The sequence below is a fragment of the Pseudomonas sp. S37 genome, assembly GCF_016658545.1.
GTDB lineage: Bacteria > Pseudomonadota > Gammaproteobacteria > Pseudomonadales > Pseudomonadaceae > Aquipseudomonas.
Genome location: NZ_JACVZC010000062.1, coordinates 21,843 through 34,595, shown reverse-complemented (window position 1 = coordinate 34,595; position 12,753 = coordinate 21,843). Strand labels below are relative to the sequence as shown.

Below are 12,753 nucleotides of genomic sequence, written 5' to 3'. Positions count from 1 at the left end.
GCCCCAGATTTCAGCTTTAGTTCAAATATTGCTGGGGCTGCTTCGCAGCCCGTTCGCGACACAAGGCCGCTCCTACAGGGACCGCATAAGCCGGGCTCACTGCGGCGTGCCGAACAACCCTGTCCAGTAGATCCCCGCATCGCTCTTCGGGTCCACCGCATACGCAGCCCCCAGCTCGCGGAAGTCCGGGTTCATCAGCGTGGCGCAGTGCCCCGGGCTGTCCAGCCAGCCATCGACCACCTTGTGTGCGGTGTCACGCCCGGCTGCAATGTTCTCGCCGACCTGCTGGTACAGGTAGCCGGCCAGCTCCGCCCGGTCACCGGGGGTGCGGCCATCCTTGTCGATGTGATCGAAGAAGTTCTGGTTGGCCATGGCCCGCGTGTGGTTGGCGGCGACCCCGGCCAGCACCGTACTCCAGCTTAATGGCGGGGCGGCGGCGAATGGCTGGCCGCCGCATTGGCGTGGCACCTTGCGTGCGGCGTTGATTTCCTGCAACACCTTCTGCCCCTCGGCCTGCCAGTCGCCCAGGCGGCCGCTGAGCAGTGGCCGGGCCAGCACGATACGCCAGTCGCGGCCTTCCTGGCTGACGCCGATATCGACGAACTGCGGGTCGAGCACCACCTGGCAGAAGCTTTCTTCGATGGCATGCATGGCCGAGCGCGCATCACGCGGCCCCGACAGGCTGATGGCCTGCACATTGACCATGGGGTAGGCGGCGCGGGTCATGGCCTGTTGCAGGTCGCGGGTGCCCTCTGGCGACAGCGCCAGGCGGGTATCGCTGTTCAGTGGCGGCAGCTCCAGCGACGCCTCGCCGCCGCAGGGCTGGGCCTTGCTGCGGTAGACATTGATCGAATCGATCAGTTGCGCCTCTTCGCCGGTGGCAGCCAATGCCCCGGTCGAAACGAGCAGGCCCAGCGACAAGGCAGCAACGGATGACAGGACGCGCATATGGATCTCCCTATGACTGGCAGCGTCGTGGTATGCGCTGCTCATCCTACACAAGCCCAAGGCTTTTGGCCCGGGATCGTGCGATGCAATGTAAAACGCCGGCAAACGAGGCTGTCGGCAAAAGAGGGAGTAGACCATCGGTCGGAGGAAAAGTGCGACCACTTGGTAATCATTCGTAACTTCGGCTAGAAACAGTACTCAACCGCTATCAATTACCATCTGCCAGGACGGCTCAAGCCTATACCGGGAGCCACTTCATGGTACGAGTCCGCCTGTATCAATCGACCTTTTTCGCCGTGTGCTGTTCCGTTGCGCTGCCTGCCCAGTCGGCCGATGAGGTCATCGAACTGGATGCCACGGCGGTCAATGCCGAGGCGGCCAGGCCCAAGGGCGAACCACCGGAGCCATTCGCTGGCGGCCAGGTAGCCAGGGGCGGGCAGATGGGCATATTGGGCAACCAGGACATGATGGACGTGCCGTTCACCATGACCAGCTACACCTCGCAACTGATCGAGGACCAGCAGGCCGAGGACATTGGCGATGTGTTGCTCAACGACCCCTCGGTCCGCCAGTCGTTCGGCTTCGGCAACCAGTCGCAGGTGTTCGTCATTCGCGGTTTGCCGCTCAATGGTGATGACGTGGCATTCAACGGCCTGTATGGCGTGCTGCCGCGGCAGATGATTTCCACCGATGCCGTCGAGCGGGTCGAGGTGCTGAAAGGTCCCAATGCCTTCCTCAACGGTGCCAGCCCGACCGGTACCGGGCTGGGCGGTAACGTCAACCTGCAACCCAAGCGTGCCGGCGACACCCCGACGCGGCGTTACACCCAGGACATCAGCAGTGATGGCCGCCTTGGCGAGCATCTGGACCTTGGCCAGCGCTTCGGCGAAGACAACCGCTTTGGCGTGCGCCTGAACCTGTCGCAGCGCGAAGGCGAGACGGCGGTGGACGATCAGCACCAGCGCAGCAAGCTGTTCATCGTCGGCCTCGACTACCGCGGGGACAACCTGCGCCTGTCCACCGATATCGGCTACCAGAAACAACGCGTCAACCACATGCGCAACAGCGTACGCCTGGGGGCCGGCCTGACGGACATCCCCCGCGCGCCGGACGCCGACCACAACTATGGCCAGGACTGGTCGTGGACCGAAACCGAAGATACCTTCGGCATGGTGCGGGCCGATTATGACTTCAACGACAACTGGAGTGCTTACCTCGCCGGCGGCCTCAAGCACACCCATGAGAACGGCTTCTATGGCACGCCGATCCTCACCGATGCAGCCAGTGGCGCTGCTACCATCGCCGGCTCGGAAATCCCCCACAACGAAGACAACAGCACCCTCATGGGCGGCATCAATGGCCGCTTCCAGACGGGGCCGGTCAGTCACCAGCTGAACCTGGGTGCCGCCAGTATCTGGACCCAGCAGGAAAACGCCTTCGTCTTCTACAACTCACAGAACACCAACATCTATCACACCGACCCGCTGCCCAGGCCAACGACGCCAACCTTCACCGGCGGCAAGCTGGATGACCCCGGGGTAACCGGCAAGACGCGCAACCGCAGCCTTGCGGTTTCCGACACGGTAGGCCTGTTCGAGGACACCCTGCTGGTCACTGTCGGTGTGCGCCGCCAACAACTGCGAGTGGAAGGTTACGCCTACGATGGCGAAGGCGCAGACCTGGGGCGCAACGCGTTCTATGACGAATCAGTTACCACCCCGGTGTATGGCATCGTCTACAAGGTCAACCCGTCGATCTCGCTGTACGCCAACCGTATTGAGGGCCTGGCCCAGGGCGCGACGGCTTCGGGGCAGGGTATCGTCAACATTGGCGAGGTGTTCCCGCCGGCCAAGACCAAGCAGGTGGAGGCTGGCGTCAAGCTCGACTACCAAAGCTTTGGCGCCAACCTGGCCGTGTTCCGTATCGAGCGGCCTACCGACGGTTTTGTGCAGGGCAATGTGTTTGTGCAGGATGGCGAGCAGGTCAACAAAGGCATCGAGCTGAGTGTCTTCGGTGAGCCGTTGCAGGGGCTGCGCCTGATGGCTGGCGGCACGCGCATGGACACCGAACTGAAGAACACCCAGAACGGCGCCGACGACGGCAACCATGCTGTCGGTGTGCCAACCTTCCAGCTCAATGCCAGTGTCGACTGGGACGTGCCGGGCTTGCCGGGTGTTGCGGTAAACGCCCGTATGTTGCGCACGGGTGGGCAGTATGCCAACCCGTCGAATACGCTAAGCCTGCCGACCTGGAACCGCTTCGATGTGGGCGCGCGTTACAGCTTCAAGGTGCAGGACAAGGCCGTCACCCTGCGCATGAATGTGGAGAACCTGACCGACAAGAACTATTGGGCGTCGGCCAACGGCGGCTATCTCACCCAAGGCGACCCACGGCTGGTCAAGTTTTCGGGGACGATCGATTTCTGATGCGCCCTGCGCAGTGAATGTAGGAGCGGGTTTACCCGCGAAGCAGGCAGCGCGGTGGATGGCACCGGCGTTGCCGGTGTTCGCGGCTGAAGCCGCTCCTACAAGGATTGCGTAGGACCTTGAGGAAGGTTGTTGCTCCCGATTGAGGGCAATTCACCGCGCCAGCGCCTGGTTCGGCTTGTAGAACAGGAAGTGGGTCGTCTGCGCAGTACGGCGGTAAGCCTTGGCCCAGCTTGGGTGCACATTGCGGTCATGGAAGTACAGCGCGCCGCCAGTGGGGTCCTTCAATTGCTGGTTCAGCGCCTTGCGCGCAATTTCCTTGGCGATGTCGTAGCGCTGCGCCTCTTCGACCTGGTCGGAGCGCCCGTCGCACCACCAGGAAAACTGGCAGGCCTTGCTCTCCACGCCCTGCTTGACCACGCCGCAGATGGTGTCGGGGAACCCGTCATGGCCCAGGCGGTTGAGCACCACGCTGGCCACGGCGCTCATGTCTTCGGCGTCGGCGCCCTTGGCTTCCCAGTAGATGGTGCGGGCCAGGCAGGTGAGGCTGTCGTCCAGTGGCGCCTGGCCGGCCGGGTCGACCGCCTGGGCTTCGCTCGGGGTCAGTTTTTCTGCCTTTTTCGGTGGCGAGGCGTCCTCGACCACCTTTTCCTCAAGCACCTCTGCCTTGTCTTCGGCGACTGCGGCCTTGGCCGGGTCGGCCGCATGCAGTGGGCCTGCGAGCAGGGCCGAGGTCAAGCCAATCACCATCCACGAAAAGCGCATGGGCAAGCTTCCGAACTGTGGGCTGAGTCTCAGTCTAGCCAAGCGTAAGCATTAATACCAAAGGCAGGGTGGCGGCAGCGGCTACGGTCTGCAACGCGATGATGGTCGCCATCAATGGAGCATTGCCGCCCATCTGTCGGGCCATGACATAGGACGACGAAGCGGTGGGCAGTGCCTGGAACAGCACGGCCACTACCGCAGCCTGGCCGCTGAGGCCCAGCAGGCGGCACAGGCCCCAGGTGGTCAGTGGCATGACCAGGAACTTGAACACCGACGCGGCCATCAATGGGCGCACTTGCTGGCCCAGACTGGCGCCACCCAGTGCTGCACCGACGCACAGCAGGCCCAGCGGCAGGGCGGCCTGGCCCAGGGCCTTAACCGTAGGCTCGATACCCGCTGGCAAGCCCAGCCCGGTCACCCGCAGCAGCAGGCCGCCCGCGCAGCCGACAATCAGCGGGTTGGCGAAGATTGCCCGCAGCACGGTGAAGGGTGAGCTGTGGCGGGCGCTGAACCGGGCGAATACCAGCACGCAGAGCAGGTTCACCAGGGGCACGATGGCCGCGTTGGCCACCGCCGCCAGGGCGATACCGGCACTGCCGTAGATGCCGGCGGCCAAGGTGGCACCGATGTAGTTGTTGAAACGGATACCGCCCTGGAACACCGAAGTGAAGTCGGCACCGTCGTGGCTCACCACGCCTTGGTACAGCACCAACAATACTGCGCCGGCCAGGGTCGAGAGCATCAGTGCGCCGACCATGCCCAGTACGGGCACGCCATCGAGGTTGGCGGTAGCCAGGCCATGCAGGAACAGCGACGGCAGCAGGACGTAGTAGCTCAGGCGCTCGGCGCCGGGCCAGAAGCTTTCGGCAAGAAAGCCCCGCAGGCGCAGGAACGTGCCCAAGGCAATCAGCAGGATGATCGGGAGCAGGGTGGTCAGCAGCAAGTGCAGCATGGTCAACGTTCCGTGGACGGGTACGGGCACAGACTAGCTACACGGATTGATTTGTAAAAACGTTGTTTTCTGCACTGACTGTTGATAAAAAATGAATGGTTGCACTCAGCAATGTCACTTATGGATGCACTATACTTGTGGGAGCGGGTTTACCCGCGAAGCAGCAGACGCGGTGGATGGCACCGGCTTTGCCGGTGTTCGCGGCTGAAGCCGCTCCCACAGGGGCCACGGCAGCTTTCGAGTTTGCGCAAGTACAGCCCCGGCAAAGCGTGATGAATGCTCAAGCCTCCAGCGCAGTCTTCAACACCGCACTCAAATGCCGCCGCTGGCTCTTTTCATGTTCCAGCAACACCACCCGCCGGGTCAGCTGCGGCTCGCCGAACGGCAGGCAGGTGGCCGGCGGCAGGCGTTGCAGGTCGTCGTCAGCCATGGGAATGATCGCCACCCCCAGGCCCATCACTGCCATGCGTGCCAGGGCCTCCTGGCTGTCCAGCTCCATCTGCTCGCTCACCTGCAAATGTTGCCGACGCAACTCCTGCTCGATCTGCCGCCCGGCCCAGGCGCGCTTGTCGAAGCGCAGGAATGGCTGGCTGGCCAGCAGTTGCGCCACGCTATGCCCGGCCAGTTCGGGGCTGGCAATGGCCCAGAAGCGGTCTTCGAACAACGGCGTGAAGTCGAGGTTTTGCGGGTAGGGGCTGACCGGTTCGGTGGTGATCGCCGCATCCAGCTCACCATCCTCCACGCGCCGTGCCAGCTCCGCCGACATGCCCGACGCCACGCTGATGTGCAACTGCGGGTGGTGCGCCTTGATCCACACCAGTGCCTTGGGCAAGCGCCGCGCCAGTACCGTGTGGATCGCCCCCAGGCGCAGGCGGCCGCGCAGGCTCGGGCCGCTGGCCAGGGCATCGGCCAGTTCGTCGTAGGCCGCCAGAATGCTCTCGGCGCGGGCCACCGCCAGCTGGCCAGCTTCGGTCAGCACCACCTGCCTGCGGCTGCGGTCGAACAAGGTTACCTGCAGTTCGTCTTCGAGGGTCTTGATGTGCAGGCTCACTGCTGAGGGCGTGAGACTGAGCAGGTCGGCGGCACGGGCGAAGGTGCCATGACGGGCGATGGTCACCAGCGTGCGCAGGGCTTTGAGGGACATGCCGATGAGGTCCGGTTTCAGCTGACAGGGTTTGCATTGTCAGGCCCGGCCCTATCGCCAGCAATAAATATCGTGCCTTGCGCCCACCCCTGTAGGAGCGGCTTTAGCCGCGAACACCGGCGCAGCCGGTGCCATGCACCGCGTTGGATTCTTCGCGGCTAAAGCCGCTCCCACAGGGTATGCGGACCGCTTGCGAACTCAGTTCTCTGCGCGACAGCGCAGCGCAAAGGGCTGGGCGATCTCCTGCAGCGGACGGTGTCAGCCGTTGCGTGCACTACGCCCATAGGCCTGGCTGATCCGGTCGATCACCATCGCCAGGGCAACTATCGCCAGCCCGGCCTCCACGCCCTGGCCTACGTTCAGGGTCTGGATCCCCGCCAGCACATCCTCGCCCAGCCCACGGGCACCGATCATCGACGCCACCACCACCATCGACAGGGCCATCATCACCGACTGGTTGAGCCCGGCCATGATGCTCGGCAGCGCCAGCGGCAACGCGATGCGCCGCAACCGCTGCCAGCGGCTGGCGCCCAGGCCATGTGCGGCCTGCAGCAACGACGGGTCGATCTGGCTCAGGCCCAGTTCGGTCAACCGCACAAGCGGTGGCAGGGCGTAGATCAGCGTGGCGAACACGGCCGGTACCTTGCCCAGGCCGAACAGCATCAGCACCGGGATCAGGTACACAAATGCCGGCAGCGTCTGCATCACATCCAGTACCGGCAACAGCAGCCGCCTGGCCAGCGGCCGGGAAGCCAGCACGATGCCCAACGGTACGCCCACCATCACACACAAGCCGGTACTTACCAGCACCAGCGCCAAGGTCTGCAGCAGCTTGTCCCACAGCCCGAGCATGCCGATCAACGCCAGCAGCGCCACCAGCACCACGCTACGCAGCAAGCTGCGGCTGGCGTGCCAGGCCAGCAGGCCGACCAGCAACAGCAGCAGCCACCAGGGCAGCAGGCGCAGCAGGTTTTCCAGGCCGACCAGCAGTTGCAGCAACTGGTCAGAGACGCTGCGCAACTGGTCGCCGTAGTTCATCACCAACCAGTCGACCAGGCGGTTGACGCTGTCGGCGAAGGAAAACTGCAGGGCTTGCGGAAAGCCGTCGCTCACAGGCTGCCCTCGACCTTGGCGGCGATGTCCGCGGGTAGCCAGGCCTTCCACACTTCGCGGTTATCACGCAGGAAGGTGAGCGCGGCGTCACGGGGTGGGGTGCGTTTCTCGCTCATTTCGGCCAGGGCCTGGTTCAGGCGATCGATTGGCAGGTCGACCTTTTCGAATACGCTGACCAGGTCCGGGTAGCGTTCACGAAACACCTTGGAGACGCCAATCGACAGCTTCGCCGGTAGCGAACTGCTGCCCTTGGGGTTGGGGTTGGCGGCATCGGTCAGGGTGGCCCAGGCCTGGGCGTCGAACGGTGGCTCTTCCAGCCGTATGAGCTTGTAACGGCCCATCAGCGGGGTCGGGTTCCAGTAGTAGAACAGTACCGGTTGGCCACGGCGGATGGCCGAACCGATTTCCGCATCCATCGCCGCGCCGGAGCCACTGCGGAAATTGCTGTACAGCTCACTCAGGCCATAGGCCTTGAGCTTCTGGCTATTGACGGTCTCGGATGTCCAGCCGCTGGGGCTGTTTAGAAAACGCCCCTTGTCGGGCGACTCCGGGTCGCGGAACACCTGTGGGTAGCGCTTGAGGTCTTCGACCTTGCGCAGTTCGGGAGCCACGGGTTTCAGGTTGCGGGAGGCGTCGCCTTCGATCACATAGGCCGGCACCCACCAGCCTTCTTCAGCGTTTTTCACCGTGTCGCCCAGGGCGAACACCTGGCCGGCCTGCTCGGCCTTGACCCATGCGGGGCTGCGCCCGGCCCATTCTTCGGCGATTACCTGCAGGTCGTTACGGGCCAGCGCTACTTCCATGCTGACGGTGCTGCCCGGCAGGGTGTCAGTGGGGTAGCCGTAGCCGCGTTCTACGATCAACCGCAGGATTTCGGTGGTCAGGGCACCGCTCTCCCAGCCAATGGCGCCAAAGTGGATGGGCTCGCTGCGTTCGGCCGAGGCTGCGCTGTTGGTGCTGGCCAAGCCTACGGCGAGCAGCAGGCCGGCCAGCAGCGTTGTAATTTTCTTCATCAGGACCCTGGTCGGTTGTTGTTGAGTGGCTGAGGGCAAGTGTAGACGAGGGCTTGTCAACGCCTTCCTGGCCGCTGGGAAGTCGCTCCCGCTGCCGGCCCCGACAGTGCGTTGCCATGGTGTGCAAGGCCTATCGGCGAGCACATGATCGAGGACTGACCTGATGACGCTAGACCTGAACTTTATCTACTACCGTAATTTCCGATTCGACGGAAAACTCCACGTTCGTTGTAGTGGGCCTGATCTGCACAAGGTCAACCGCATCCGCTATGAGCTCGAACGGTCCGGGCCCGATGGCCCGGTGTCGTTCAAGGGTGTTTCCGTCTACTCCCAGGCTCGCAGCGGAAAGCTGGCCGATCACGGTTGCCCGGCCGTTTTGGAGGCGGACGAAGAAGGGGGGCTGTACGCGATACGGCCCAGGGTTGTCTTGCTGGATGAACATGCACGGGCAATGAACCGGCCTACCGGCCCTGCCGGTGCTATCGACATGCCGCCACTGTTGCTCGACATCAAGGCCGACGAGAGCAGCCGGAGCCTGCTGGACAAGTTACCGTTGACCTCGATGGGCGAGCGACACAAGCGCGAAGTGGCGCAGACGCAGGCTGTGGAGCAAGCTGCGCAAGTGCTTCCCGTGCTGGAGGCGGGCAAGCTGTACCCGACACTGGTCATCATGTTCAGCAAAGGGGGGTATGCGCGACTGCTGCATGACCTGGAGCCAACCTCCGGTTCCGTCCTGGTACGGTACTGGCCAAACCTCAAGGCGGTCATGACTCCGCGTTCTGCCCTGAATGAACAGGAGCAAGATGAACCCAGGCTCCAGGCATTCCGTGATTTCTGCATGCTCGATCAGCCTGCCAGCATGCTCAATGACACCTACATCGAACTGCTCAAGACGCTATCGGCACTCGAGTACGTTGAGTCCATGCACTTCAATTCGCCGGTAGCTTCACCAAACTTGTTTCTGCTGGGCCTGGCGGGGCTGGCGGCCACCTTGCTGACAGGGGCAGCAGTGGTACTAGGTAACCGGGCACATGAAGATGCCCAGCCTACGCCTGACTTCGAAGCGCGTCAGAATTACCTCGACGAGCCAGGTTCGCGTTGGCGGGGCCTCAATATCCGCAAGGCCTGGGCAGGCGGGGTAACTGGCAAGGGGGCGCGGATTCACTTCAGTGACGCAGGGTTGTTTCCGGAACATGAAGACTTGCAAGGCAATCCTGACCTGAAAATCGTTTCGCTAGCGAGCAACCATGATCCGTCGCATGGAACGGCATCTGCCGGGATCATACTGGCAAAACGTAATGGTACAGGGGCCACTGGAATCAGCCATGACAGTGAGTTGTATCTCTACAACAACCGGGATCAGGATGCGCAGCGCAATTATCAGGCGCTCAAGGACCTGCTGCGAAATGTGGAACCTGGGGACATCGTTGGAATAAATCGGCAAACAGCCCATATCGACGTGCTCAGCACTATGCTGCCGTCCTTGCACGACAAGGCCTGGTGGGTGGTCATGCAGCAGCTGAGCCAGCGTGGCGCAGTGGTAGTCAATGCTGCGGCCAATGGCAGTAGCCAAACCCTTGCAGGCAAAGGCACGCGGCAAAGCGAAGGCGTCGACCTGAGCAACTGGCACTATTTCAAGAACCATGGTGATGCAGGCGCCATACTGGTAGGGGCCTGCCACTCGTATGATGGCAAGCCCCATGCTTACTCCAACCACCATTATCCCTATCGCATGCTCAATGCCTGGGGCGACAGTGTCGTCACGCTGTCGTATTCGGACTTGCAGGATTTCCCCGGTGACAATCGTGACTACACGTATACCTACGCAGGCACCTCTAGCGCCACGCCCATGGTGTGTGGTGCACTGAGCCTGATCCAGTCCTATGCAATGGAACAGCACCACATTTATCTCAACGGCAACCAGATGCACCAACTGGTGATGGCGTCGGGCTACGACGACGCCACCTTGCCCGACACCGATGTACTGCCGATGGGCGCCCGCCCCAATGTGCATGGCGCCTTGGTATTGCTGGACCGCATACTCGGCGATGGCAGGTTCAAAGCCTGAGGCAAGGTCGGCAACAGGGCCGGCAGTGGCCGACCCCGCTCGGTTCTACACGCGAAACTGATCCATCAGTGCCTGCTGCTGGTTGGCCAGGCTGTTCAGCGACTGGCTGACCCGCGCCGATTCGTTGGCCTGGCCCGACAGCGATTCGGTGACATCGCGGATGGTCGCCACGTTGCTGTTGATTTCCTCGGCGACCGCGCTTTGCTCTTCGGCGGCGGAGGCAATCTGCAGGTTCATGTCGGTAATCACCGTGACGGCCTGGCCAATGCGCTGCAGTGCGGTAACCGCCTGGCCGACCTGCTGCACACCACCCTGTGCCTGGCGGTGGCTGTGGTCCATGGCGCCGACCACTTCGCGGGTGCCGTTTTGCAGTGCTTCGATCACCTGGCGGGTTTCTTCCACCGATTCCTGGGTGCGCTGGGCCAGGTTGCGTACCTCGTCGGCGACCACGGCAAAGCCGCGGCCGGCCTCACCGGCGCGGGCCGCCTCGATGGCGGCGTTGAGTGCCAGCAGGTTGGTCTGTTCGGCGATCGAGCGGATCACCTCCAGCACCGAGCCGATCTTCTCGCTGTTCTGCGCCAGGCCCTCGACTTCGGCCATGGCGTCGCTCATGTTGGCGGCCAGGGTATCGATGCTGGTGGTGGTGCGCTCGATCACCGCCAGGCCTTCGCGGGTGGCCTGGTCGGCATCGCGTGCGGCCTGCGCAGCCTGGGCAGCGCTACGGGCGACGTCCTGGGCGGTGGCGCTCATTTCATGTGAGGCGGTGGCCACCTGGTCGACCTGGCGGTACTGCTGCTCCATGCCGGCGCTGGTTTCGGTGGCAATCGCCGAGGACTGGTCGGCAGTGCCCCGGGCGGCCTGTACCGAGCGTTTGACCTCGGCGATGGTCGGCTGCAGCTTGTCGAGGAAGCGGTTGAACCAGCCAGCCAGTTCGCCCAGCTCGTCCTGCTTCTGGTAGGTCAGGCGACGGGTCAGGTCGCCCTCGCCGCTGGCGATGTCCTTGAGCATGGCGGCCACGCCCAGGATCGGCCGGGTAACCCCGCGGGCCATCAGCCACACCATCAGCAGCCCGGCAATGGCAGCCGCCAGGCCCAGGCCCAGCTCCAGCAGGGTGCCGCTGGTGTTCAGGGCGTCCAGCTCTTGCTTCAGCGTTTCGGCCGGGCCGGTCAGGGCGCTTTCCGGTACATCCAGCAATACGCCCCAGGGTTGTGCGTCGGGGATCGGCCGGAACGCTGCCAGTACCTTCAGGCGCTGCTGGTCGTGGAGGATGCTCAGCTTGCCGTCGGCCAGCTTGCGCACCAGCTCGGCGCCCTTGGCCGGGTCGACCTGGTCGAAGCGCTGGGCCAGCTTGCTGGCGTCGGCGCTGTAGCCGGCCAGCAGACCGACCGGGCTGAGGATGCCGACTGTGGTGCGGCCTTCGTACAGGCTGCGGCTGGCCTCCTGGCTCAGCGCCTGCAGGCTGTTGAGGTTGATGTCGATGGACAGGGTGGCAATGATCTTGCCGCTGACCGCCAGCGGGAAGACGATGCTGGTCATCAGCACTTGCTGGCCATCGATGTTGTAGAAGTAGGGCTCCACCACGCACACCTTGCCGGTGTTGCGCGGGCACACCCACCAGGTGTTGGCCGGCTGGCCGCTGGGGCCGATCTCACTGTTGGCCATATCGTGTTCGGGCAGCGCCATCGAGGTCAGCTGGCCGGCACGCGGCTGCGACCAGTACAGGGCAAAGCGCCCGGTTTCGTTGCTGCCCAGTTCCGCCTTGCCGGCAAACAGGCTGTCCTTGCTGTCCAGCGCGTTGGGCTCGAACACCAGCGACAGGCCGAGCAGGTCGGGGTTGGCTTGCAGGGCCGCGCGCACCTGGCGGGTCATGTCTTCGCGCAGGTCGAAGGCATCGAGAAAGCGTTTTTCTGCCTGTTCACGCAAGAACAGCACCTGGCGGGCAAACCCGGCGCCGTACTGGTAGGCGTCCATGAACTGGCGGCGGATGTTCAGCGCCTGCACTTCACCTTGCGACTCGATGCGCGATTGCGCCGCTTCGGTCAGCATCTGCATGCTGCTGGCCTTGACCAGGTCCGAGCTGTGGTCCATGCGGTACAGCGACAGGCCGACGAGCAAGGTGACGATGCCGGCCAGGCAGAGACCGGCGAGCAGGGTGATTTTCCACTGGATGGAAAGTTGTCGCAAAGGCATGGGGGCGGATCCCTTGTAATAAGAGTGTGGCTAGCGTCTGTGTCGGCGGGCGCGTTTTTTTCTTTATTCAAACGTTCAATTTAATTTCAGACCTGCGCGGTCCCTGTGTAGGAGCGGCCTTGTGTCGCGATCGG

9 protein-coding genes are annotated in these 12,753 nt (G+C 63.4%); 2 read left to right on the top strand and 7 right to left on the bottom strand.

Features of this window, described 5'->3' with window-relative positions:
* Positions 1-96: 96 nt before the first annotated feature.
* Positions 97-948: a CAP domain-containing protein gene (locus IAE39_RS18320; RefSeq protein ID WP_201205125.1), complete on the bottom strand. Its 852-nt coding sequence runs from the start codon at positions 946-948 to the stop codon at positions 97-99.
* Between the two features lie 257 nt (positions 949-1,205).
* Here IAE39_RS18320 and IAE39_RS18315 point away from each other — a divergent pair, with 257 nt between their 5' ends.
* Entirely contained in the window at positions 1,206-3,374 is a 2,169-nt protein-coding gene (locus IAE39_RS18315) for a TonB-dependent receptor (RefSeq protein ID WP_201205123.1), read from the top strand.
* 153 nt (positions 3,375-3,527) lie between these two features.
* Here IAE39_RS18315 and IAE39_RS18310 read toward each other — a convergent pair whose 3' ends face one another.
* The 5 genes from IAE39_RS18310 to IAE39_RS18290 form a co-directional block, all read right to left on the bottom strand.
* The gene (locus tag IAE39_RS18310; RefSeq protein ID WP_201205121.1) at positions 3,528-4,139 is read right to left on the bottom strand and encodes a cell wall hydrolase; all 612 of its coding nucleotides are present in this window, start codon (positions 4,137-4,139) and stop codon (positions 3,528-3,530) included.
* A gap of 34 nt (positions 4,140-4,173) precedes the next feature.
* Entirely contained in the window at positions 4,174-5,091 is a 918-nt protein-coding gene (locus tag IAE39_RS18305) for an AEC family transporter (RefSeq protein WP_201205119.1), read from the bottom strand.
* A 280-nt stretch (positions 5,092-5,371) separates the two neighbouring features.
* Positions 5,372-6,235 (bottom strand): LysR family transcriptional regulator, encoded by an 864-nt coding sequence (locus tag IAE39_RS18300; protein WP_201205117.1) that lies wholly within the window; start codon positions 6,233-6,235, stop codon positions 5,372-5,374.
* A 258-nt stretch (positions 6,236-6,493) separates the two neighbouring features.
* Positions 6,494-7,348 carry an ABC transporter permease gene (locus IAE39_RS18295; RefSeq protein ID WP_201205115.1) on the bottom strand — a complete coding sequence of 285 codons (855 nt, stop codon included), beginning with the start codon at positions 7,346-7,348 and terminating at the stop codon, positions 6,494-6,496.
* A complete protein-coding gene (locus tag IAE39_RS18290) occupies positions 7,345-8,361 on the bottom strand; it encodes an ABC transporter substrate-binding protein (RefSeq protein WP_201205113.1) in 1,017 nt (338 codons plus the stop codon). Before IAE39_RS18290 ends, IAE39_RS18295 begins: the two co-directional genes overlap by 4 nt.
* Positions 8,362-8,524: 163 nt before the next feature.
* Between IAE39_RS18290 and IAE39_RS18285 the strand changes: the two genes are divergently transcribed.
* Positions 8,525-10,429 (top strand): S8 family peptidase, encoded by a 1,905-nt coding sequence (locus IAE39_RS18285; protein ID WP_201205111.1) that lies wholly within the window; start codon positions 8,525-8,527, stop codon positions 10,427-10,429.
* 45 nt (positions 10,430-10,474) lie between these two features.
* Here IAE39_RS18285 and IAE39_RS18280 read toward each other — a convergent pair whose 3' ends face one another.
* Positions 10,475-12,619 carry a methyl-accepting chemotaxis protein gene (locus IAE39_RS18280; protein WP_201205109.1) on the bottom strand — a complete coding sequence of 715 codons (2,145 nt, stop codon included), beginning with the start codon at positions 12,617-12,619 and terminating at the stop codon, positions 10,475-10,477.
* Positions 12,620-12,753 lie beyond the last annotated feature (134 nt).

Excerpts from the sequence above, each read along its gene's own strand:
- IAE39_RS18285 (WP_201205111.1), top strand. The coding sequence starts at position 8,525 with ATGACGCTAGACCTGAACTTTATCTACTACCGTAATTTCCGATTCGAC.
- IAE39_RS18310 (WP_201205121.1), bottom strand. The coding sequence starts at position 4,139 with ATGCGCTTTTCGTGGATGGTGATTGGCTTGACCTCGGCCCTGCTCGCA.
- IAE39_RS18280 (WP_201205109.1), bottom strand. The coding sequence starts at position 12,619 with ATGCCTTTGCGACAACTTTCCATCCAGTGGAAAATCACCCTGCTCGCC.
- IAE39_RS18320 (WP_201205125.1), bottom strand. The coding sequence starts at position 948 with ATGCGCGTCCTGTCATCCGTTGCTGCCTTGTCGCTGGGCCTGCTCGTT.
- IAE39_RS18315 (WP_201205123.1), top strand. The coding sequence starts at position 1,206 with ATGGTACGAGTCCGCCTGTATCAATCGACCTTTTTCGCCGTGTGCTGT.
- IAE39_RS18290 (WP_201205113.1), bottom strand. The coding sequence starts at position 8,361 with ATGAAGAAAATTACAACGCTGCTGGCCGGCCTGCTGCTCGCCGTAGGC.
- IAE39_RS18300 (WP_201205117.1), bottom strand. The coding sequence starts at position 6,235 with ATGTCCCTCAAAGCCCTGCGCACGCTGGTGACCATCGCCCGTCATGGC.
- IAE39_RS18305 (WP_201205119.1), bottom strand. The coding sequence starts at position 5,091 with ATGCTGCACTTGCTGCTGACCACCCTGCTCCCGATCATCCTGCTGATT.